The organism is Pseudomonas grimontii, assembly GCF_007858185.1.
GTDB classification, from domain to species: Bacteria; Pseudomonadota; Gammaproteobacteria; order Pseudomonadales; family Pseudomonadaceae; genus Aquipseudomonas; species Aquipseudomonas grimontii.
In genome coordinates this window covers 14403-35114 of sequence record NZ_VFES01000028.1, presented here as the reverse complement: position 1 = coordinate 35114, position 20712 = coordinate 14403, and the positions used below count along the sequence as shown (strand labels likewise).

The 20712-nt window shown below is 62.4% G+C and carries 16 protein-coding genes and 1 pseudogene; 14 read left to right on the top strand and 3 right to left on the bottom strand.

Annotation, left to right across the window (positions count from 1 at the left end):
- Positions 1-44 precede the first annotated feature (44 nt).
- Positions 45-635 (bottom strand): annotated as a pseudogene (locus FIV39_RS33780) (HAD family hydrolase); the annotation flags it as partial.
- Between the two features lie 253 nt (positions 636-888).
- Between FIV39_RS33780 and FIV39_RS29075 the strand changes: the two are divergent.
- The 3 genes from FIV39_RS29075 (at position 889) to FIV39_RS29065 (ending at position 4510) form a co-directional block, all read left to right on the top strand.
- Positions 889-1689 carry a glucose 1-dehydrogenase gene (locus FIV39_RS29075; RefSeq protein WP_090402082.1) on the top strand — a complete coding sequence of 267 codons (801 nt, stop codon included), beginning with the start codon at positions 889-891 and terminating at the stop codon, positions 1687-1689.
- Entirely contained in the window at positions 1682-3508 is a 1827-nt protein-coding gene (locus tag FIV39_RS29070; RefSeq protein ID WP_090402080.1) for a glycoside hydrolase family 15 protein, read from the top strand. Before FIV39_RS29075 ends, FIV39_RS29070 begins: the two co-directional genes overlap by 8 nt.
- A 102-nt stretch (positions 3509-3610) precedes the next feature.
- Positions 3611-4510: an alpha/beta fold hydrolase gene (locus FIV39_RS29065; RefSeq protein ID WP_090402078.1), complete on the top strand. Its 900-nt coding sequence runs from the start codon at positions 3611-3613 to the stop codon at positions 4508-4510.
- Here the strand turns inward: FIV39_RS29065 and FIV39_RS29060 are convergent.
- Positions 4507-5475: a GlxA family transcriptional regulator gene (locus FIV39_RS29060; protein WP_090402076.1), complete on the bottom strand. Its 969-nt coding sequence runs from the start codon at positions 5473-5475 to the stop codon at positions 4507-4509. The genes FIV39_RS29065 and FIV39_RS29060 overlap by 4 nt on opposite strands.
- An 89-nt stretch (positions 5476-5564) precedes the next feature.
- Here FIV39_RS29060 and inhA point away from each other — a divergent pair, with 89 nt between their 5' ends.
- A complete protein-coding gene (gene inhA / locus FIV39_RS29055) occupies positions 5565-6245 on the top strand; it encodes an isonitrile hydratase (protein WP_090402074.1) in 681 nt (226 codons plus the stop codon).
- Positions 6246-6302: 57 nt separating this feature from the next.
- Here the strand turns inward: inhA and FIV39_RS29050 are convergent, their stop codons facing one another.
- On the bottom strand, positions 6303-6932 hold the full coding sequence (locus FIV39_RS29050; RefSeq protein WP_090402072.1) for a LysE family translocator: 630 nt from the start codon (positions 6930-6932) through the stop codon (positions 6303-6305).
- A 160-nt stretch (positions 6933-7092) separates the two neighbouring features.
- On the opposite strand from FIV39_RS29050, the gene FIV39_RS29045 reads away from it, so the two are divergent.
- The 10 genes from FIV39_RS29045 to FIV39_RS29000 all read left to right on the top strand — a co-directional run bounded on the left by FIV39_RS29045 (position 7093) and on the right by FIV39_RS29000 (position 20712).
- Positions 7093-7608 (top strand): sigma-70 family RNA polymerase sigma factor, encoded by a 516-nt coding sequence (locus tag FIV39_RS29045; protein WP_090402070.1) that lies wholly within the window; start codon positions 7093-7095, stop codon positions 7606-7608.
- Positions 7595-8545, top strand: a complete 951-nt coding sequence (locus tag FIV39_RS29040; protein ID WP_090402068.1) for a FecR domain-containing protein — start codon at positions 7595-7597, stop codon at positions 8543-8545. The genes FIV39_RS29045 and FIV39_RS29040 overlap by 14 nt, the downstream gene beginning before the upstream one ends.
- A gap of 105 nt (positions 8546-8650) precedes the next feature.
- Positions 8651-11137, top strand: coding sequence for a TonB-dependent siderophore receptor (locus tag FIV39_RS29035; RefSeq protein WP_090402066.1), 2487 nt, complete (start codon positions 8651-8653; stop codon positions 11135-11137).
- A gap of 442 nt (positions 11138-11579) precedes the next feature.
- Positions 11580-13019, top strand: coding sequence for an undecaprenyl-phosphate glucose phosphotransferase (locus tag FIV39_RS29030; protein ID WP_090402064.1), 1440 nt, complete (start codon positions 11580-11582; stop codon positions 13017-13019).
- Positions 13019-14479 (top strand): mannose-1-phosphate guanylyltransferase/mannose-6-phosphate isomerase, encoded by a 1461-nt coding sequence (locus tag FIV39_RS29025; RefSeq protein ID WP_090402062.1) that lies wholly within the window; start codon positions 13019-13021, stop codon positions 14477-14479. The genes FIV39_RS29030 and FIV39_RS29025 overlap by 1 nt, the downstream gene beginning before the upstream one ends.
- A 1-nt stretch (position 14480) precedes the next feature.
- Positions 14481-15392: a glycosyltransferase family 2 protein gene (locus FIV39_RS29020; RefSeq protein ID WP_090402060.1), complete on the top strand. Its 912-nt coding sequence runs from the start codon at positions 14481-14483 to the stop codon at positions 15390-15392.
- A gap of 29 nt (positions 15393-15421) precedes the next feature.
- Positions 15422-16198, top strand: coding sequence for a polysaccharide biosynthesis/export family protein (locus FIV39_RS29015; RefSeq protein WP_090402058.1), 777 nt, complete (start codon positions 15422-15424; stop codon positions 16196-16198).
- A gap of 14 nt (positions 16199-16212) precedes the next feature.
- Entirely contained in the window at positions 16213-18204 is a 1992-nt protein-coding gene (locus FIV39_RS29010; protein ID WP_090402056.1) for a GumC family protein, read from the top strand.
- Positions 18204-19394 (top strand): glycosyltransferase, encoded by a 1191-nt coding sequence (locus FIV39_RS29005; RefSeq protein ID WP_090402053.1) that lies wholly within the window; start codon positions 18204-18206, stop codon positions 19392-19394. Before FIV39_RS29010 ends, FIV39_RS29005 begins: the two co-directional genes overlap by 1 nt.
- Entirely contained in the window at positions 19384-20712 is a 1329-nt protein-coding gene (locus FIV39_RS29000; RefSeq protein ID WP_090402051.1) for a GH39 family glycosyl hydrolase, read from the top strand. The genes FIV39_RS29005 and FIV39_RS29000 overlap by 11 nt, the downstream gene beginning before the upstream one ends.

Here is a 20712-nt window from a genome sequence, read left to right as displayed (position 1 = left end):
GCCAATATTCGATGTCGAGACACCGGACCAAAACCCAAAACTTTTATAGTGGCTGCAACAGCGGCTTGAATCCCGGTGACACTGTCTTCAATCACCAGCGCATCACAGGGCTCAACGTTGTAAGTTTCACACGCCGTTAAAAACACCAGAGGATCGGGCTTCCAACGCCCCAACTCATAACAACTGAATATTCGCCCCTCGAAATAGGGCAACAACCCCACCAGGCGCAGACACTGCTCGATCTTATTGCGTGGCGCACTCGAGGCTACGCAATAGGGAATTTCCAGCACTTCCAATACGTCAAGTATTCCATCCGTCGCTTTCACATTAAGCGTCAATGCTTGCAGCGCTCGAATTCGGAAGTCCTGTTCAAACTCACGGGGCAAACAAGTACCCAATAACTGCTCTGCCTCGCGCAGACAATCGGCAATCTTTCTTCCGCGAAAGTGCTCAATGAAATGCGCACTATCAAGTGTCTTGCCGTCCTGCACGTGAGCATTAAGCATGCCGATCAATACAGACAGGGTGATCTCTTCGCTTTGGACGAGTACACCGTCGCAATCGAAAATAACTAACTTAGGCAACGTCGTAGCTCCCTGCTCTGGTAGTTCCCCTATAGCTGCCGATAAACACATAGGCATCTCTTATAGGTGACTCCGCATGACTTACGAACTACCAGCGGAACGGGTTGAGATGTGCTTATAAGACACGGGGCAAAAAAACCTGTCAAACGATTTTTAGCGGTTTTTTAGTATCTTATGGTTATTTTTTATTCTTCTGTTATTCCATTTTCCACCATGGTTGTAGTCGCTAATTTCACCTGGCTGAACTTCCGTTGCGCGCCGTCAGTCAGCTACTTGAACTCACGAATTTAAGGCCGGGTGGGCAATGCGTATCTCATTGGAGCAACAGGTGGCGCTGGTGACGGGCGCCAGTTCCGGTATAGGCGCCGGTGCGGCCAAGGCTCTGGCGCAAGCCGGCGCTGCGGTGGTGCTCAATTACAACAGCCAGGCCGCGCCCGCCGAGGCCTTGGCGGAGCAGATCAACGCCGAGGGTGGCCGAGCGATTGCCATCGGCGCCGACGTGTCTAAAGAAGCCGATGTAGAACGCTTGTTCGCCCAGACCCTGGATGCCTTCGGCCACTTGGACATCCTGGTGGCCAACTCCGGTATGCAGAAGGACGCCGCCGTGGTCGACATGACCCTCGACGACTGGAACGCCGTGATCGGCGTCAACCTCACGGGCCAGTTCCTCTGTGCCCGTGCGGCCGTGCGCCTCTTCAAGCGCCAGGGCATTCGTGAAGGCGTATCCCGTGCGGCCGGCAAAATCATCCACATGAGCTCGGTGCACCAGTTGATCCCATGGGCCGGGCATGTGAATTACGCGGCGTCCAAGGGCGGCGTGGACATGCTGATGCGCACCCTCGCCCAGGAAGTCAGTGAACAGCGCATTCGCATCAACGGCATTGCGCCGGGGGCGATTCGTACGGCAATCAACCGTGCCGCCACCGAAGGCGCGGCGGAACAGGCGCTGCTCAAGTTGATCCCTTATGGCCGGGTCGGCGACGTGGAAGACGTGGCCAACGCCGTGGTGTGGCTGGCTAGTGATGCCTCGGATTACGTAGTCGGCAGCACCCTGTTCATTGATGGCGGCATGAGCCTTTACCCGGAGTTTCGTGACAATGGTTGATTTGAAAAACGAACCCCAAAGCGCCATCGATGCCCACGGCATCATCGGCGACATGCGCAGCGCGGCGCTGGTGAACGATAAAGGCAGCATCGATTTCTTCTGCTGGCCGGAATTCGACAGCCCGTCGATCTTCTGCTCGCTGCTGGACACCCCCGATGCCGGTATTTTCCAGCTCACCCCGAACTTGCCCAACGCCCGCCGCGAACAGATCTACCTGCCCGACACCAATGTGCTGCAAACCCGCTGGCTCAGCGATGAAGCCGTGGTGGAAATCACTGACCTGCTGGCCATCAGCGAAGAAATCGATGACCTGCCCTTGCTGATTCGCCGCGTACGCGTGGTCAGCGGCAAGGCCACCCTTCACCTGCGCTGCGCCGTACGCCATGACTATGCACGCGCGCCCACCCACGCGAGCATCGATGACGGCACGGTGTGCTTCAACGCCGACGGCCAGCCGGGCCTGCGCCTGTCCGGCAGCCAGCCGTTGCAGATCGAAGATAACGCCGCCGTGGCCCGCTTCACCCTGGATCAGGAAGAAGGTGCCGAGTTCGTACTCGGCGGCCAGGACGATGAACGTGTCGACAGTGGCTGCACCGACCTGGCGCTGGCCCACACCTTGACGTTCTGGCGCGGCTGGATCGCGCAGTCGAACTACCGCGGGCGCTGGCGCGAAATGGTCAACCGCTCGGCCCTGGCCCTCAAACTGCTGACCTCGCGCAAACACGGCGCAATCATCGCCGCCGCCACCTTCGGCTTGCCGGAAACGCCCGCGGGCGAACGCAACTGGGATTACCGCTACACCTGGATCCGCGACGCCTCGTTTACCGTCTACGCCTTTATGCGCCTGGGCTTTGTCGAGGAGGCCAACGCCTATATGCGTTGGCTCAAGGGCCGGGTCAGCGATTGCTGTGGCCAGCCGACCAAGATCAATATCCTGTACGGCATCGACGGCCGCCAGGAGCTGCCGGAAACCGAGCTGGAGCACCTCGGCGGCCACGGCGGTGCCAAGCCGGTGCGCGTCGGCAATGGCGCGGTCGACCAAGTCCAGCTGGATATTTATGGCGAGTTGATGGACGCGGTCTACCTGGTCAACAAGTACGGCGAAGCCATCTCCCACGAGGGCTGGAAACACACGGTGGAAGTCGCCGACCAGGTCTGCGAAATCTGGAACCAGAAAGACGTGGGCATCTGGGAGATGCGCGGCGAGCAGCATCACTTCCTGCATTCGCGACTGATGTGCTGGGTGGCCCTGGACCGTGCGATCCGCCTGGCCTCCAAGCGCTCGTTGCCGGCGCCGTTTGCACGCTGGGACCAGACACGCCAGGCGATCTACGCCGACATCTGGAGCAACTTCTGGAACGAAGAGCGCGGGCATTTTGTGCAGCATACCGGCAGCACCGCGCTGGACGGTTCGATGCTGCTGATGCCGCTGGTACGCTTTGTCGCCGCCACCGACCCACGCTGGCTGAGCACGCTTGAGGCGATCCAGAAAAGCCTGGTGCGCGACGGCATGGTCTACCGCTACCGCAACGACGACAACGCGATCGACGGCCTGCCAGGCACCGAAGGCGCGTTTGCCGCCTGCTCGTTCTGGTACGTCGAATGCCTGGCCCGCGCCGGGCAAGTCGAGAAGGCCCACCTGGAATTCGAACAACTGCTGCGCTACGCCAACCCGCTGGGTCTGTACGCCGAAGAGTTCGACAGCCAGGCCCGCCACCTGGGCAATACGCCCCAGGCGTTGAGCCATCTGGCGTTGATCAGCGCGGCGACCTTCCTGGACCGCAAGCTCAGTGGGGAGAAGACTACCTGGCAGCCCTGAGATCCAGTCCATTGCCCTGGACACGTCAGCGCCCTGTCTTCAAAGGCAGGGCATCCCGTCACGTCTTTCGACTAGAGTTTCAACACCTGACAGGAGCCCATCATGACCATCGTTCCCTCCCTGCTCTACGTGCGCACCTCCATGCTCGACGTGGCTTATGAAGCCCACGGCCCCACCGACGGCGAGCCTGTGATCCTGCTGCATGGCTTCCCTTACGACCCACGCGGCTATGACGAGATCGCGCCAGCGCTGGCCGAACGCGGCTACCGGGTGCTGGTGCCGTACCTGCGCGGTTATGGCCCTACGCGGTTTATCGACGCGCAGGTGATGCGTTCCGGCCAACAGGCGGCGCTGGGCAAGGATCTGCTGGATTTCATGGATGCGCTGTCGATCCCGCGTGCCACATTGGCGGGGTATGACTGGGGTGGACGTGCTGCGTGTATCGTCGCGGCGCTGTGGCCCGAACGGGTGCGCGGGCTGGTGACCGGCGATGGCTATAACATCCAGGACATTGCCAGGTCGCTCTCGCCACGGGCGCCAGCGACGGAGCATCGGTTGTGGTACCAGTTCTACTTTCACACCCAGCGCGGTGTGGATGGGCTGACGGCCAATCGCCGCGAACTCTGTGAGTTGCTCTGGTCTTTGTGGTCGCCATCCTGGGCCGAGGGGCCGGGGCTGTATGGGCAGACCGCACCGTCGTTCGATAACCCGGATTTTGTCGAGGTGGTGATTCACTCCTATCGCCACCGTTTCATGTATGCACCTGGCGATCCGGCGCTGGAAGCCATCGAGCAGGCCCTGGCGCGGCAACCGGCGATTGCGGTGCCGAGCATTTCGCTGTGCGGTGCCGATGACGGCGTGGGCCCACCGCCGGAAGAGGATGACGATGTGGGGCATTTCAGCGCTTTTTACCGGCGCCAGGTGTTGCCCGGCGTGGGCCACAATATTCCCCAGGAAGCGCCGCAAGCCACACTCGCCGCCTTGTTTGAATTGCTCGCCTAGGCCACTGGCGAGAACCGCTCGCGGTAGGCCTGGGGCGTCACCGACAAGACTCGCATAAAGCTGCGGCGCAAGGTTTCTTCGCAGCCAAAACCACACTGCACGGCAATGCGCTTGATCGACGCCGTGCTGTCGGCCAATTGCCGGCGCGCGGTTTCAACGCGGATCAGTTCGACGGCGCGCGCGGGCGTCTGCCCGGTTTCGGCGCGGTAGTGGCGCACGAAACTGCGCTCGCTCATACCGGCCTGGGCGGCCAGGGTCGGGATATTCAGGTCGAGGCTCAGATGCTCGGCCATCCACGCATGCAGTTCGGTGAAACGGCTGCCGCCCTTTTGCAGGGACAGGGTCACGCTGAATTGCGACTGGCCGCCAGGGCGTTTCAGGAACACCACCAGGTGCCGCGCCACTTCCAGGGCCACCGCGCGACCCAGGTCTTGTTCGACCAGCGCCAGGCACAGGTCGATACCGGCGGTCACGCCAGCAGAGGTCCACACGGCACCTTGTTGGATAAAGATCGGGTTGGACTCCACGGTCAACGCAGGAAACTTGCGCGCCAGTTCTTCGCAACGGGTCCAGTGGGTCGCGACACGGCAACCATCGAGCAAGCCACTGGCCGCCAGCAAAAACGCGCCTGTGCACACCGAGGCCATGCGTCGGGTATGCCGGGCTTTTTCGCGCACCCAGTCCACCAGCGCCGGGCCTTCGGCGGCGCCGTACACGCCCCAGCCACCTGCGATCACCAACGTGTCGCAGGGTTGGTCGACCGCGGGCAGCGGCTCGGCCACCAGCGCCAGGCCGGCGGAGGTCATCACCGGTCCGGCCTGGTCGGCGATCACCGTGACGGCGTAAGGCACCGGCAAGCCGCGCTGGCGTGCCAGGTCATTGGCCGATGCAAACACCTGCAACGGCCCGGTGACGTCGAGCACCTGGGCATTATCGAAAGCGAGTACGTGGACAATTCTGGGCATATTGGCGTGATTCGTGGGCTCAATGGCGTATTCGCCAAAGCCTAGGCCTCTAGAGTGAAGCCGTCTACCCCTTGATCGGAGCTTCATTCATGACTTTGCAGATCGGCTTTCTGTTGTTCCCCGGCATTCAGCAACTGGACCTGACTGGCCCCTATGACGTATTGGGGTCGCTGCCGGATGTGAAGCTGCACCTGGTCTGGAAGGACCTGGCGCCGGTCACCTCCAGCACGGGCCTGGTGTTCACCCCGACCATGACCTATGCCGACTGCCCGAATCTGGATGTGATCTGCGTGCCCGGCGGTTCCGGCGTGGGCGCCTTGATGGAAGACCCGCAGACCCTGGACTTCCTCAAGGCCCAGGCGCAGACCGCGCGCTACGTGACGTCGGTGTGCACCGGCTCGCTGGTGCTCGGCGCGGCGGGGTTGCTGCGCGGTCGCAAGGCGACGACGCACTGGGCCTACCACGACATGCTCGCCCCGCTCGGCGCCATCCCGGTACAGGAGCGAGTGGTGCGTGACGGCAACCTGTTTACCGGTGGCGGCATTACCGCAGGTATCGACTTTGCGCTGGTGCTGGCGGCGGAGTTATACAGCGAAGCGGCGGCGCAACTGGTGCAGTTGCAGATTGAATACGCGCCGGCGCCGCCGTTCGATTCGGGTAGCCCGGATACAGCGCCTACGCATGTGCTGGAAGAAGCCCAAAAGCGCACCGCCGAGTCGCGCAAGACGCGGGGTGAGATAGTGGCGCGCGCGGCTGCACGACTGGGCTGACCCTATACCTGTGGCGAGCGAGCCTGCTCGCCACATAAAGCTCATCCCATTGAGGGATCACGCCGGGCGAGACATCACCGCCAAGCGCACCGCCAGCGCGGTCAGCACCGTCGCCAAGCCCCATTTCTGTAGCCAGGCGCCTTTTGAGCGACTGGCGAAGAAGCGGCTCAGCGCACCACCAAAAATCCCCAGGAGTGCGTGAAACACCCCCGCGATCAGGGTAAGCACGCCCCCCAACAGCATCAACTGCACGGCGATGGAGCCCGCTTCCGGCCGTACGAACTGCGGCAAAAACACCACAAAAAACAGCAACGCCTTGGGGTTGAGCAGGCTGTTAAGCATCGCCTGCACAAACACCCGGCCAAGGGGCATGCGGTGCAGGTGTGCAGTGTCCAGCCCAGGTTTTTTCTGCACTGTTTTGAACACCAGCCACAGCAGGTAAACCACACCCGCATAGCGGATCACGTCAAAGGATGGCGGCCAACTGGCGACCAATGCCGTCACCCCGGTAGCGGTCAATGCGGTGAGCAGCACGTCGGCCACACCGATACCCAAGGCCGAGGCCACGCCCCCGCGCCAGCCATGGGTGACGCCATGGCTGATCACAAAGGCCATGTTCGGCCCCGGGGATAACAGCAGCAACAGCACCGCACCTGAAAAAATCGCCAGGGTCGCAAGATCGATCATGTTCGCGCCTTCCACCGGGAAAAGCCTGGAGATTAGTGCCTGCGCCTGGGGTGAACAAAAAATTGTGCTGGATACATTGCTCCCCGGTAATTGCGAATGGCTACGATCAGCGTCTAGAATGCGAAACATTATCAATTAAGACTGCTGCGCCAGGATGCCCATGTCGAGCGACCACCCACTGGACCATGCCGCCATCGGCCAGCTTTACCACGCCCATCACTCCTGGCTGCGCGGCTGGTTGAGCCGACGCACCGGTTGCCGTGAACATGCCGCCGACCTGGCGCAGGAAACCTTTGTGCGCCTGCTCAACGCACGCAAACAGCAGGCCGTGCAGCAGCCACGCGCGTACCTGAGCAGCATCGCCCGCAGCTTGATGATCGACCAATACCGGCGCCGCGAACTGGAGCGCGCCTACCTCGAAAGCCTTGCGCATTTCCCCCAAGCCGAAGTGCCGTCGGAAGAAACCCGACTGCTGATTCTGGACAGCCTGGAACGCATCGACCGTCTGCTCGACCAGCTCAAGCCGCGAGTGCGAGAAGCCTTTCTGCTGGCGCAACTGGACGGCCTGACCTGTGCGCAAATCGCCCAGCGCCTGGGCGTGTCCAAAGCCACGGTGGAGCGCGACCTGTCCAAGGCGCTCCACGCCTGCTATCGGTTGCGCTATGCCGACCTCTGACCCGCGCCTGATAGACCAGGCCATCCAGTGGATGATCACGCTGCGCTTCAATGTGGCCGACGACGCCAGCACCGCTGCGTTCGAGCGCTGGTTGCACACCAGCGCCGAACACCAGCAGGTCTGGAAGCGGGTGGCGACGATGAATGATGATTTCAACCAGTTGCCCGCGCAGGTTGGCCGCCACGCCCTGCGCGGGGCGCGGCAACGTATCAGCCGTCGCGAAGGGTTGAAATTGCTCGGCCTGGTGGCCGGTACGGCCGGCCTGACCTGGCTCGGCCGCGACTACACCCCGCTGCCCGCCTTGATGGCCGACTACCGCACTGCCACCGGCGAACGGCGTTGGGTGGCGTTGAACGATGGCAGCCGGATCCAACTTAACAGCGCCAGCGCATTCGATACGGCATTCAATCAGGAGCGGCGCCTGGTGCAGTTGCGCCAGGGTGAAATACTGGTCAATACCGGTGCCGACAACCGGCCCTTCTGGGTACAGACCCGCGACGGTTACCTGCGCGCGCTCGGCACGCGCTTGCTGGTGCGCGAAGACGCCCAAGGCACAATGCTCGCTGTGCAACAAGGCACGGTGGCGGTGTTTGCCGACAACCACGCCGCCAGCGCGCGCCAAGTGATTCACCCGGGCGAACAGGTGCTGTTCGACCGCAGTGGCATTCATTCCCCCGTCGCCAATGGCCTCGACCCTTGGGCCTGGAGCGACGGCGTGATCAGCGCCCACAACATGCGCCTTGACGCTTTCCTCACCGAGCTGGGCCGCTACCGCAACGGCCTGTTGCGCTGCAGCGAAGCAGTGGCCGGGTTGCGGGTGTCAGGCACTTATCAGTTGGACGACACCGATCAAGTGCTGGGCCTGGTCGCGCAATCACTCAAGCTCGACGTCACTTACCGCAGCCGCTATTGGGTGACCGTTTCACCGCGCGTGTGATTTCTCAAAAATAAATGAGGTGAATTCTCATTGCCGCTCGACCTGTAAGGAAAGGCCGATCAACAGGCCGGTTCTGTCCACTTCCTTCAGGAGCATCCCGCGGTCATGCAAGCGTTCCCCTCCCAACGTTCACCCCTCAAGCACGCGGTGCACGCAGCCTTGCTCGGCGCCTGCCTGAACTGCGCAGCCGCGCCGCTGTTCGCACGGGCCGAAACGCCGGCCAGCGACACCCAGGCCCGCGACTGGAACATCGCCGCCAGCACCCTGGCCACGGCACTGGACCAGTTCGCCCGCCAGGCCGGCATCAGCCTGTCGTACGACGCCACCAGCGTCGCCGGCAAGACCAGTCCGGGCCTGAGTGGTCGCCTGGACCGCGAGCAGGCGCTCGGCCAGTTGCTGCGTGGCCAGGGCCTGCAAGCCCAGCGCCAGGGCGACAGCACCTGGCTGCTGTTGCCGCAAGTGGCCGACAGCGGCGCGCTGAACCTGGGCGCCACCACGGTCACCGGTGAGCGGTTGGGCGCCACCACCGATGGCACCGGTTCCTACACCACGGGTGCGGTGACCATCGGCAAAGGCGAACACAGCCTGCGGGAAACGCCGCAATCGGTAAGCGTATTAACCCGCCAATTGATGGATGACCAAAACCTCACCACCATCGATGACGTAATGGAACGCACCCCCGGGATCACCACCTACGAATCGCCCATGGGCGGCAAGTATTTCTATTCCCGTGGCTTCAAGATGCTCGGCCAGTACCAGTACGACGGCGTGCCCCTGGACATGGGCAAGGACTACGTCCAGGCCGACAGCTTCAGCGCAAACATGGCGATCTACGACCGCGTGGAAGTGCTCAAGGGAGCCGCCGGCATGCTCAAGGGCGCCGGCACTGCCAGCGGTGCGGTGAACTTCGTGCGCAAGCGGCCCCAGGCCAAGCCCACCACCAGCCTGTCGCTGTCCGCCGGCACCTGGGACAACTACCGCGCCGACGTCGACACCGGCGGCCCGCTGAATGACAGCGGTACGGTGCGCGGCCGCGCGGCGATCAGCCAACAGAATCGCGGTTCCTACATGGACATTTCCAAGCGCCAGGACCAGGCGTTCTACGGTGCCCTGGATGTCGATCTCAGCGCCGACACCACCCTGGGTTTCGGCGCCAGCTATGAAGACGTCGACGCCAGCCCATGCTGGGGCGGCCTGCCGCGCTACGCCGACGGCAAAAGCGCCAACCTCAGCCGCTCCACCTGCCTGGGTCAGTCCTGGAACGACTGGCAAAGCCGGCGCACGACCTTCTTCGCCGACCTCACCCACCACTTCAACGATGACTGGAAACTCAAGGTCGCAGCGGTGCACAGCCGCAACCTGCAAGACACCAAATACGCCGCCAGCGAAGGCACCATCGCCTACGACAACCCAACGCCTACGGCCAACTCCTACGCGGCATTGATGGACTACGACCACAAGGACTTCGGCCTCGATGCCTATGTAGACGGCAAGTTCGAAGCCTTCGGCCTGGAACACGAACTGATCCTCGGTGCGAGTGGCAGCCGTGGTACCCAGGACGATGTGTACGCGATCCAGAACCTGCCCAAACGCCAGGGCATCTACCAACCCGACCACCACTTCCCGGAACCGGCCAACAGCACCTTCTGGCCAAATATGTATCGCGGCGGCACGGTCAAAGAAACCGCCACCCAGTATGGCGCCTACACCACCCTGCGCCTGCGCCTGGCCGAGCCGTTGATGTTTATCGTGGGCAGCCGCGTAAGCTGGTACGAGAACCGTCGCCAGTCCAACAACCTGGCGTGGGGCGAATGGGCCTTGCAGGACGCTCGCACCCGGGAAACCGGTGAAGTGACACCGTTTGCCGCGCTGATCTACGACCTCAACGAGCACCTGTCGGTGTACGCCAGCTACGCGGATATTTTCCAGCCGCAAAGCTCCTACGCCACCGTCGACGGCGCCGCGCTCAAGCCCAAGATCGGCGACAACTACGAGCTGGGTATCAAGGGCGAATGGTTCGACGGGCGTCTCAACAGTTCCCTGGCTCTGTTCCGCGCCATCGAGAAAAACGCGGCCGAATCCGACTACATCGCACAGTGCCCGACCTCCGCCGACGGCTATTGCTACACCGACACCGGCAAGGTGCGCGCCCAGGGCGTGGAGGTGGAAATCAGCGGTGAAGTCCTCGAGCGCCTGCAACTGTTCGGCGGCTACACGTACACCCAGACCGAGTCACTGAAGAACATCGACAGCGCCGTGGAGGGCGGCACGTCCAACACCTACGTACCTCGACACATGCTGCGCATGTGGGGCGACTACCCACTCGACGGCGCACTGTCGAAATGGAGCGTGGGCGCCGGGGTCAATGCCCAGAGCAGCAATTATCGCGTGCAGACCATCAAGCTCGAACAGGCCGGTTACGCGACGTGGAATGCACGCCTGGCCTACCGCGTGGATGACACCTGGACCGTGGCGCTCAATGGCAACAACCTGTTTGACAAAACCTACTACAACACTGTCGGCACAGCCTCCTGGGGCAACTTTTATGGCGAGCCGCGTAATTTTACGGTGAGTTTGAAAGGCAACTTCTAATCCCGCGAAAGTCCCGCTGGCAGGGCACTTAGTGCGCCCTGCCAGCCTCTCCTTGTCCCCCTTTCCTACTGCCTTCCGAAAAGGTTTTTCCATTAAACAGGAAAAATCCCACATTTATTTCTACACTCAAAAACACACCCCCTTCACCGAATGCCTCGACAAGGAATGTCAATAAAATGCCGATAATATCACTGATAAACCTGTCTGGAATGCCTTCTCCGCAGCACTGTCAATTAATTGACTAACACATAAAGGGAACACGCCTTTAGTCGCCACCCCCGCAAGACCATTCAAATGAATAGCCAATTCTGGATTATGCATTTGGATTGATAGTTGCGTATTACCCAGAGTTTCCGCAGTTCGAAGTGCCCTTTAAAGCCGCCGCTGCTTTATTGAACCACTCACCGTACAACTGCCTCTGGAGTGCAATGAGGGATGTCTTATGCGAGAAAAGTCGTCCGTCGACAGCCTGTTTTTAACGCGCGCCGGTTTTGTTGAATTCTTTGTTGTTTTCGTCAAGTTCATACATGGCCTGAGTGCCATTTTACCCCCACTGGTCCTGGTGATGTTCATCGACCCGATGGCCCCTGAGCTGCGCGGTCATTTCCTCGGCCTGCTGGTATTTTTCGCGGTGCTGACGATCATTCTGTTCCAGGCCCTGGGCATCTATTCCGAAGAACTGTTCAGCAACCGGTTGCGCCTGAAAACCAAGATCAAGGCCTGGTCGGCGGCGTTTTGCATCCTGTTGTTCATGTACCAGATCCTGCAGTTTTTCCCGCAATTGACTCCGCGCAACCTGGTGGCGTGGTACGTCGCCAGCCTGGGCTTGTTCTGCCTTGAGCGCCTGCTGATGCTGCGCCTGTACCGCAAGTTGATGCGCGCCGGCAAATACCTGCAACGCACGGTGATCCTGGGCTTTACCGACACCGCGATGCACGTCGCCGATCACCTGCAACGCAACGGTGACATCCGCTCCGGCCTGATCGGCTTCATCGACGATCGCACCGAGCGGATCCCCAAGGAATTGAGCAACCTGCCCTTGCTGGGCAACACCCGCGACCTGGAAAAACTCATCCGCGCCGAGCAGGTCAACCAAGTGATGATCTGCCTGCCCTGGGCCGCCGAGCAGCGCATCCACGGGCTGGTCAATCGCCTGCGGCAAATGTCGGTGAGCGTGATGCTGGTGCCCGACATGGCCGCCCTGCGCTACGGCCATAGCCGCATCACCGACGTGGGCGGCATCCTGATGTTCAACACCTCGCAATTGCCGTTGCGTGGCTGGTCGCCGGTAATCAAGCGCCTGGAGGATTTGCTGCTGGCCAGCCTGGCGCTGGTGGCACTGGCCCCGGTGATGGTCGCGACGGCGCTTGCGATCAAGCTCGACTCCAAAGGGCCGATACTGTTTCGCCAGAACCGCTTTGGCTACAACGACAACGAAATCCGCGTGTTCAAGTTCCGCTCGATGTACACCGACCAGAGCGACTTCACGGCCGAGCGCCAGACCACTCGCGCAGATCCGCGCATCACCCGGGTGGGGCGCATCATCCGCAAGACCAGCATCGACGAGCTGCCACAGTTGCTCAACGTGCTGCTGGGCAACATGTCCATGGTCGGCCCGCGCCCCCATGCCACGGCGACCAAAGCCGCCGGTATCCCCTTCGAAGTGGCGGTGAGCGAGTACAGTTCGCGCCACCGCGTGAAGCCGGGGATTACCGGCTGGGCGCAGATCAACGGTTACCGGGGTGAGACCGACACCCTGTTCAAGATCCAGAAACGTGTCGAGTACGACCTGGAGTACATCTCCAAGTGGTCGGTGTGGTTTGACCTGTACATCGTTTTCATGACGGTCCCGGCCGTCCTTTCCACCAAGGAAGTCTATTGATGAATACCCTCAACGGATTAATTCCCTGCATTGTTTCCGGTGGTTCGGGCACCCGACTGTGGCCGGTGTCCCGGCAGAACATGCCCAAGCCCTTCATGCGCATGCGCGATGGCCAGAGCCTGCTGCAAAAAACCTTCCTGCGCGCCGCCAAACTGCCCGGCGTGGAAAGCGTGCTCACGGTGACCAACCGCGATCTGTTGTTTCGTACCCTCGACGACTACCGCGGGGTGAACAAATCCCGCCTGCCCCTGGACCTGCTGCTGGAACCGTTCGGGCGCAACACGGCGGCTGCCATCGCCGTGGCGGCCCTGCATGTGCAGGAGCATTTCGGCGGCGACGCGCAGTTGCTGGTGATGCCCGCCGACCATCTGATCCTCAATGAAGTCGCGTTCGCCGAGGCCGTGACCCAGGCCCGCGACTTGGCCGAAGCCGGCTACCTGGTGACGTTCGGCATCCAGCCCGACCACCCGGAAACCGGTTTTGGCTATATCGAACAAGGCGAGCCGCTGAGCCATGGCTACCGGGTCAAACGCTTCGTCGAGAAACCCGACCTGGTCACCGCCCAGGCCTACCTGGACGGCGGCAAACACCTGTGGAACGCCGGCATGTTCTGCTTCAAGGCCAGCACCCTGGTGGACGAACTGGCCGCCCATGCACCCGACGTGCTGGAAGCCGCGCGCGCTGCGCTGGAACACAGCCAGAGCCTGCAAAACACAACGTCGCGCCAACGTGAACTGGATGCGGATGCGTTCGGCAGCGCGCCGGATATTTCCATCGACGTGGCGCTGATGGAAAAGTCCAGGCAAGTGGCCGTGGTGCCTTGCGACATTGGCTGGAGCGACATCGGTTCCTGGGAAGCGCTGCGCCAGCTCACCCCCAGCGACGCCCATGGTAACCAGGTCAATGGCGAAGCGATTTTGCATGACGTGCACAACTGCTACATCGACTCACCCAAGCGCGTGCTGGGCGCCGTGGGGGTGCGCGACCTGATCATCGTCGACACCCCCGACGCGCTGCTGATCGCCGACGCCCACCGCAGCCAGGATGTGCGCTACATCGTCGCCGAGCTCAAGCGCCAGAACCATCCGGCGTACAGCCTGCACCGCACCGTCACGCGGCCGTGGGGCACCTACACCGTGCTGGAGGAAAGCACCCGCTTCAAGATCAAGCGCATCGTGGTCAAGCCCCTGGCCTCGCTGTCGTTGCAGATGCACCACCACCGCAGCGAACACTGGGTGGTGGTCAGCGGCGCGGCACAGATCACCAATGGCGACCGCGAGTTCCTGATCAACGCCAACGAGTCCACCTACATTCCGGCCGGGCACAAACACCGGCTGACCAACCCCGGCATCATCGACCTGGTGATGATCGAAGTGCAGAGCGGCGAGTACCTGGGCGAAGACGACATCGTGCGCTTCGACGACATCTACGGCCGCGCGCCTGCCGAGGTGAAAAAATGACATGCGCACTTCACTGATCATCCCCACCCGTAACGCCTCCAGCCACCTGGCACGCCTGCTGCCGGCACTGAAGATGCAAACCCTGCAACCTGACGAGATGCTGGTGGTGGACAGCGCCTCCAGCGATGACACCGTGGCGCGCTTTCGCGCGTTCGGTGCGCGGGTCGAGGTGATCGATGCCCATGACTTCAACCACGGCGGCACTCGGCGCTGGGCCAGCGAACAGGTGGGCGGCGACGCGCTGATCGTGATGACCCAGGACGCCATCCCGGCAACCCCCGAGACCTTTGCCAACCTGCTCGCTGAATTGCAGCAGGACCCACTCAACGGCGTCGCCTACGGACGGCAATTGCCCCACCCCGACGCGGGTGTGCTGGGTGCGCAATCGCGGTACTTCAACTACCCGGAACACAGCCGCAGCAAAAGCCTGGCCGATGCACCGGAGCTTGGGATCAAGACCTGCTTCAGCTCCGACTCGTTTTCCGTGTACCGGCGCAGCGTGTTGCAAGCAGTGGGTGGTTTCCCTGCCGACGTGATCGGCAGCGAAGACGCCTTTGTGGCCGCACGCATGCTGCTCGAGGGCTACAAGGTGCGCTACGCCGCCACCGCGCGGGTACACCACTCCCACGATTACAAACTCATGGACGAGTTTCACCGCTACTTCGACATTGGCGTGTTCTACGGCCGCGAGCCGTGGATCAAGCAGGCCTTTGGCGACGCGGGGGGCGAAGGCAAACGCTATGTGCTGGCCGAACTCACGGCCCTGCGCAAAGCCGGCGCCTTGCACCGCGTGCCCGAAGTGCTGGTGCGCAGTGCGTTCAAATGGCTCGGCTACCGCCTGGGCCATCTTGAGCGCCGCCTGCCCCTGGCCCTCAAGCGGCGCATCAGCATGTTTCCCGGTTATTGGAGGTGAGCAGCATGACCCACAGGAAGCCCCCCTTGATGCAGCGAAGCGTGCTCGTCCTGGCCATGCTGGCCCTGGCCGCCTGCAATACCCCGGCGCGCATCGAGCCGCCGGACAGCAACACCGTCGAGGACGGCAAGCGCGCCCTCGACCAATTGGCCCAGCTGCCTCCTGCTGTGGAACGCATCCGTATCGGCGACCAGTTGCGCATCGTCCGCGATGCCGGCGAGATGCCGACACTGTCGGCGTTCAACGTCAGCACGATCTACGAGCTGACGCTGTACACGGTGCAGACCGACGGCAAGATCAACTACCCGTTCCTGGGACCGATCCCGGTTGCCGGGCGCCAGCCATCGGAGCTGGCCACCCAGTTGACCCACGCGCTCGCGGCGACCTACCGCGAACCCCGGGTGACGGTGAACATCAACCAGGCGCCGGGCAACTCGGTGATCGTCGGCGGCGCGGTGAATAACCCGACGGCGGTGCAGATTGCCACGGCCAACACCCTGGAACAGGCGATTCTCGGCGCCGGAGGGGTCAGCCCGGCGGGCAATGCAAGCATGGTCGCGCTGCTGCGCGAAGATGCCCAGGGCGCCTATCGTGCCTACTTCCTCGACTTCAGCCAGCTCCTCAAGACCGGCGCCAACGGACGCAAACCGGTGCACCTGCAACGCGGCGATGTGGTGTTCGTGCCCAAATCCAACGTGGGCGAGCGCATCCAGGGCGTGGATACCTACATGAACCAACTGATCCCGTTCACCAAGTCCGTCGGGGTCGGCTACAACTACACGCGCACCAGCGGCGGCAGTAACTAAAGGAGCGACATCCCATGATCGAGATCCGTTCTTTTCGTGATCTGCTACGCCTGTTTTTTATCTTCCAGCACGAATTCAAACTGGCCGCTATTGCTGCGCTGGTGATCATGCTGCTGGGGGCCTTTTTGCTGCCTGCCAAGTACGAATCTACCGCGCGCCTGCTGGTCAAGCCGGGGCGTGATTCGACGCTGCCCATCGAGATCGGCAACCGCCAGGCGCTGGTGATGCCCAGTACCCAGCGCGACCCGATTGTCGATGAAGAGCGCCTGCTGACCGGGCGCCCGATTGTACGCGCGGTGGCGGAGCACTACCTGGAAGTGATCAACAACGCACCGCCGCCGGAAGGCTTCTGGAAGCGCACCAAGGTTTATGTGAAGAGTGGCGTCGGCGCGGTGTTCGAAGGCATTCGCGCGGTGCTGGAAACCCTCGGCGTGATTGAAAAAACCACGCCGGTCGAACGCCTGGCAGCGGGCCTGGAGAAGAGCTTCGAGGTGAGCCACGCCGCCGGCTCCACGGTGATGGACATCAGCTTCACGTGGGGCGACCCGAAGATTGCCCAGGCGGTGGTCAAGGACTGGGTTGAAACCTATATCAACGAACGGACTCAAGCCCTGGGCCGCAAAAGCCTGTATGCCTTCTATGAAGGGCAGGTATCGAACAGCGCTACTGAAATCAAGAGTTATAAAGAGCAGATCCTCACGCACCTGAACCAGATCGGCGCGGCGAGCATCACTGATCGCCTGGAAGACTTGTCCGAGCGCATCAACGTGCTGCGTGGCGAAACGTTCAATACCACGCGCCTGATCGCTTCCTCCGACAGTGCCATCCAGAGCACCCGCACCCAGCTCAAGAGCCAGCCCAAGGAAGTGACCACAGTGCGCCAGATCGCACTGAACCCGCAGCAGCAGGATCTGCGTCGCCTGCTGAACCAGAAGCTGCTGGAAAAGGCCGACATGATGCGCACCTACACGGACAACGCGCCGCCAGTCAAAGCCCTGGACGCATCGATCCGCGCGATGCAGGCCCAGGTCGCCAATGAAAGCAACACCGTGCAAAGCTCGGAAAACCGTGCCCCCAACACCCTCGAAATCCACTTGCAGCGGGTGCTGCTGGATGAGTCGAGCAACAACCTGGCGCTACGTACCCAACTGACTCAACAGCAAAAACAACTGGCCAACCTTGAAGCCCAGCGCAAGCAGGCCCTGGAGATTGAACCGGAGCTGACCCGCCTTGCCCGCGAGTTGAGCGCCACCGAACGCAACTACGCGCTGTACGTGGACAACCTGGAAAAATCGCGCATCGACCGTGAACTGGATAACAGCCAGATCAGCAACATCGCGGTGATCGAAGAAGCCACCCTGAACCCCGGCCGCATCTTCCCGAAAACCCTGGTGATGCTGGTGCTGGCGCTCCCGTTTGCGCTCGTTGTCGGCCTGCTGGTGATCTACTTGTGCTACCTGCTCGACCAGCGCATCCACGACGGCGGCCTGGCAGAACGCAAGTTCGGCTTGCCGCTGTGGACCACCCTGCCGGAGCTGGACACCAGCACCGCCCAGGGCACCAACGCATTCAACGCGAGCATCTACCGCCTGTACGGTTTGCTGCAGTTGGACCGTATCGCCGAACAGGGCCTGATCCTTGGCCTGACCTCGGCGCGCCATGGTGAGGGCGTGACCTTCGTGGTGGAACAACTGCGCCAGTTGCTGCAGGAAAACGGCATCACGGTGCGCGTCGGCGGGGTCGCACCCGCAGCGCCGGGCGAAGTGGTGCTGCTGGACGCCTCGGCGCTGCTGGATAACCGCGATGCGTTTATCAACCTGCGTCGTGCCGATCTGATCGCCCTGGTGGTGGAAGCCCGCAAAAGCACGGTGCCGGTGGTTGAACACGCGCTGTCGATCCTCAACACGGCGTTCGGCAAAGTGGATGGCATCATCATCAACCGACGCAAGTTCGAGGTGCCGGCCAAGGTGCTTAAAACCATCGCCAAGTACCGGGGGGCGTTTTGATGCGTATCGCCTTGCTCGCCCCTTTGCCGCCGGAGAAAAACGGCATCGCCGACTACGCGAACCATTTCCGCACGGCCCTGGAACAACTCGGCGTGACGGTGCTGACGCCGTTGGCCGGTGTGGCAGGCAATAACCAGGCGATCAAACAGGCCATCGGCGGGTTCGACTGGCACAGCGTAGACCTCGTCCACGCCGAGCTGGGCGGCGGACGGCTGGGGGAATTCCTGACCCTGCGCGAGTTGCGCAGGGCCTACCCGGCACTGCCCTTGACCGCCACGGTGCATGATCCGGAACGCATCGTCTGGCGCCGCGAGCGGTTGCCATTCCCGCTGAACCTGCTGGAGCGCTTGCCCAGCCCAATGCCACAGGCGGCGGTGGTGCTGGCCGATCCGCTGACCTTGCGTGAAGAGCGCCAGGTCGCCGCCGGTGTGACGCGCTTGATCACCCTCACCCGCCTGGGCGCCGAGTGCCTGGGCCAACGCATGCAACTGCCGGCGGGTAAAGTGGCGGTGATCCACCATGCCAACCTGGCGATTCCGTCGGCGCCGTTACCGCCCCTGGATACGCTGCACCTGCTGTACTTCGGTTTTATCTACCGGGGCAAAGGCATCGAAGACCTGTTGCAGGCCCTGGCCGCTGTTTTCAAGCAAGCCCCCCAATTGCGTGGGCGTGTGCGCCTGACGCTGGCCGGTGGCACCGCCGCCGAAATGGCGTTCGGCGCAGGCGGTAATTACCTGGAACAGTTGAACAAGCAAATCGCCGAGCTCGGGCTGACGGATGCCATCGACTGGCGGCTGAACCTGCCGGCTGAAGAGATTGCCCAGACCATCCAGGCCCACCATGTGATGGTGCTGCCCTATCGCGAATCGAAAAAACTCGGCCTGCTCGGGCGCCAGCGCGGCACCAGTGGCGCGCTGTCCTGGGCCGCCGCGTGCGGGCGCGGCGCGATCACGTCCGACGCTCGCGCGTTTGCCGAGGAAGTCGCCAGCGGCAATGGCGCCATCTACCCCGAAGGCGATGTTGACGCGCTCAGCGCGCAACTGCTGCGCCTGGCACGCACGCCGCTGCTGGCCAGGGACTGGGCCGAACGTGCCGGCGAAATCGGCCGCGAGCGCTTGTGGCCGTTGACCGCGCAGACGTTCAAGGCGCTGTTTGAACACGTCATCGAGGACAGCCGCCATGCCACGTAAACGCACCTACGTCGCTGCCCTGGTGGTGGTCGCCGCCCTGGGCCTGAGCGCGTTTTTGTGGGGGCGCCAGGCCGATGCCGAAAGCCATGTGCTCAAGGGCAACAAAACCCTGGCGTGGAAGGATTTCCTCGGGGTGAACGCGCAGTTCCTGTGGTTCGCCCCAGAGCGCTATCAAAAGCAGATCGACCGTCTCAAGGCGCTGGGCCTGGAGTGGGTACGCCTGGATTTGCATTGGGACCAACTGGAGCCGGTCGAAGGGCAGTACCAGGTGGCGACGCTGGATCAGTTGGTGGGCAAACTGCAGGACAACCAGCTCAAGTCGGTGTTCTACCTGGTGGGGTCGGCCCCGTTCGCCACCACGGCGCCGGTGGGTGCGCCCTATCAGGACCAGTACCCGCCGAAAGACCCGAACGTGTTCGCCAACCGCATGGCGCTGTTGGCCCAGCGCTACCCCAGTGTCGACGCCTGGCAGGTGTGGAACGAACCGAACCTGCTGGGCTTCTGGCGCCCGGTGGCCGACCCGGCCGGCTACGCCGCGTTGCTGACTGCCAGCGCCGCCGCGTTGCGCGCCATGAGCCCGAGCAAACCGGTGGTGGCCGCCGGCATGGCGTTCTTCAGCGAAATGCCCAACGGCCAGAGCATGTTCGATGCCCTCGGCGCCCTGGGCGTGGCCAGCCTGAATACCTTCGTCTCGTACCACCCCTATACCCAATTGCCCGAAGGCAACGACCCGGCCAACCTGGACTTTATCGCCAGGGCCACCGCGCTCAACCAGGCCCTGCGCAACGGCGGCGTGCAGACCCTGTGGAGCACCGAATGGGGCTGGTCGACCTACACCGGTCCCAAAGACGCCCAGGACATCATCACCCCACAGGCCCAGGCCGATTACGTGGTGCGCCGCCTGGCGCTGATGAGTGCACTGGATTACGACAGGGTCTTCCTGTTCACCCTCAGCGACCTGGACCAGCGCGCCAGTGTGCGGGACCAGTCTTACGGCTTGCTCGACATCGACGCCAATCCCAAGCCGGTCTACACCGCGCTGAAAAATTTCCTCGAGGTCAGCGGTCCGACGCTCATTCCCGGCGACCCGCCCAGCGCCGACCAATTGCCCGACGGCCTGTTCAGCATCGGCTGGACCCGCGCCGACGGGCGCAAGCTATGGTTCTTCTGGTCGGCCGAGGGCGGCAACGCACACTTGCCCAACCTGGCCAGCGCCACGCTGTATGACCCGCTGCGCGGTACGCAAACCCCGGTAACCGGTACCGACGGCCTGACCGTGCCGGTCAAAACGAACTTGCAAATCCTGTTATGGGACTGA

What these genes read in the sequence shown, in the direction of transcription:
- FIV39_RS29075 (WP_090402082.1), top strand. Translation starts at nt 889, where the DNA reads ATGCGTATCTCATTGGAGCAACAGGTGGCGCTGGTGACGGGCGCCAGT.
- FIV39_RS29070 (WP_090402080.1), top strand. Translation starts at nt 1,682, where the DNA reads ATGGTTGATTTGAAAAACGAACCCCAAAGCGCCATCGATGCCCACGGC.
- FIV39_RS29065 (WP_090402078.1), top strand. Translation starts at nt 3,611, where the DNA reads ATGACCATCGTTCCCTCCCTGCTCTACGTGCGCACCTCCATGCTCGAC.
- FIV39_RS29060 (WP_090402076.1), bottom strand. Translation starts at nt 5,475, where the DNA reads ATGCCCAGAATTGTCCACGTACTCGCTTTCGATAATGCCCAGGTGCTC.
- inhA (WP_090402074.1), top strand. Translation starts at nt 5,565, where the DNA reads ATGACTTTGCAGATCGGCTTTCTGTTGTTCCCCGGCATTCAGCAACTG.
- FIV39_RS29050 (WP_090402072.1), bottom strand. Translation starts at nt 6,932, where the DNA reads ATGATCGATCTTGCGACCCTGGCGATTTTTTCAGGTGCGGTGCTGTTG.
- FIV39_RS29045 (WP_090402070.1), top strand. Translation starts at nt 7,093, where the DNA reads ATGTCGAGCGACCACCCACTGGACCATGCCGCCATCGGCCAGCTTTAC.
- FIV39_RS29040 (WP_090402068.1), top strand. Translation starts at nt 7,595, where the DNA reads ATGCCGACCTCTGACCCGCGCCTGATAGACCAGGCCATCCAGTGGATG.
- FIV39_RS29035 (WP_090402066.1), top strand. Translation starts at nt 8,651, where the DNA reads ATGCAAGCGTTCCCCTCCCAACGTTCACCCCTCAAGCACGCGGTGCAC.
- FIV39_RS29030 (WP_090402064.1), top strand. Translation starts at nt 11,580, where the DNA reads ATGCGAGAAAAGTCGTCCGTCGACAGCCTGTTTTTAACGCGCGCCGGT.
- FIV39_RS29025 (WP_090402062.1), top strand. Translation starts at nt 13,019, where the DNA reads ATGAATACCCTCAACGGATTAATTCCCTGCATTGTTTCCGGTGGTTCG.
- FIV39_RS29020 (WP_090402060.1), top strand. Translation starts at nt 14,481, where the DNA reads ATGCGCACTTCACTGATCATCCCCACCCGTAACGCCTCCAGCCACCTG.
- FIV39_RS29015 (WP_090402058.1), top strand. Translation starts at nt 15,422, where the DNA reads ATGCAGCGAAGCGTGCTCGTCCTGGCCATGCTGGCCCTGGCCGCCTGC.
- FIV39_RS29010 (WP_090402056.1), top strand. Translation starts at nt 16,213, where the DNA reads ATGATCGAGATCCGTTCTTTTCGTGATCTGCTACGCCTGTTTTTTATC.
- FIV39_RS29005 (WP_090402053.1), top strand. Translation starts at nt 18,204, where the DNA reads ATGCGTATCGCCTTGCTCGCCCCTTTGCCGCCGGAGAAAAACGGCATC.
- FIV39_RS29000 (WP_090402051.1), top strand. Translation starts at nt 19,384, where the DNA reads ATGCCACGTAAACGCACCTACGTCGCTGCCCTGGTGGTGGTCGCCGCC.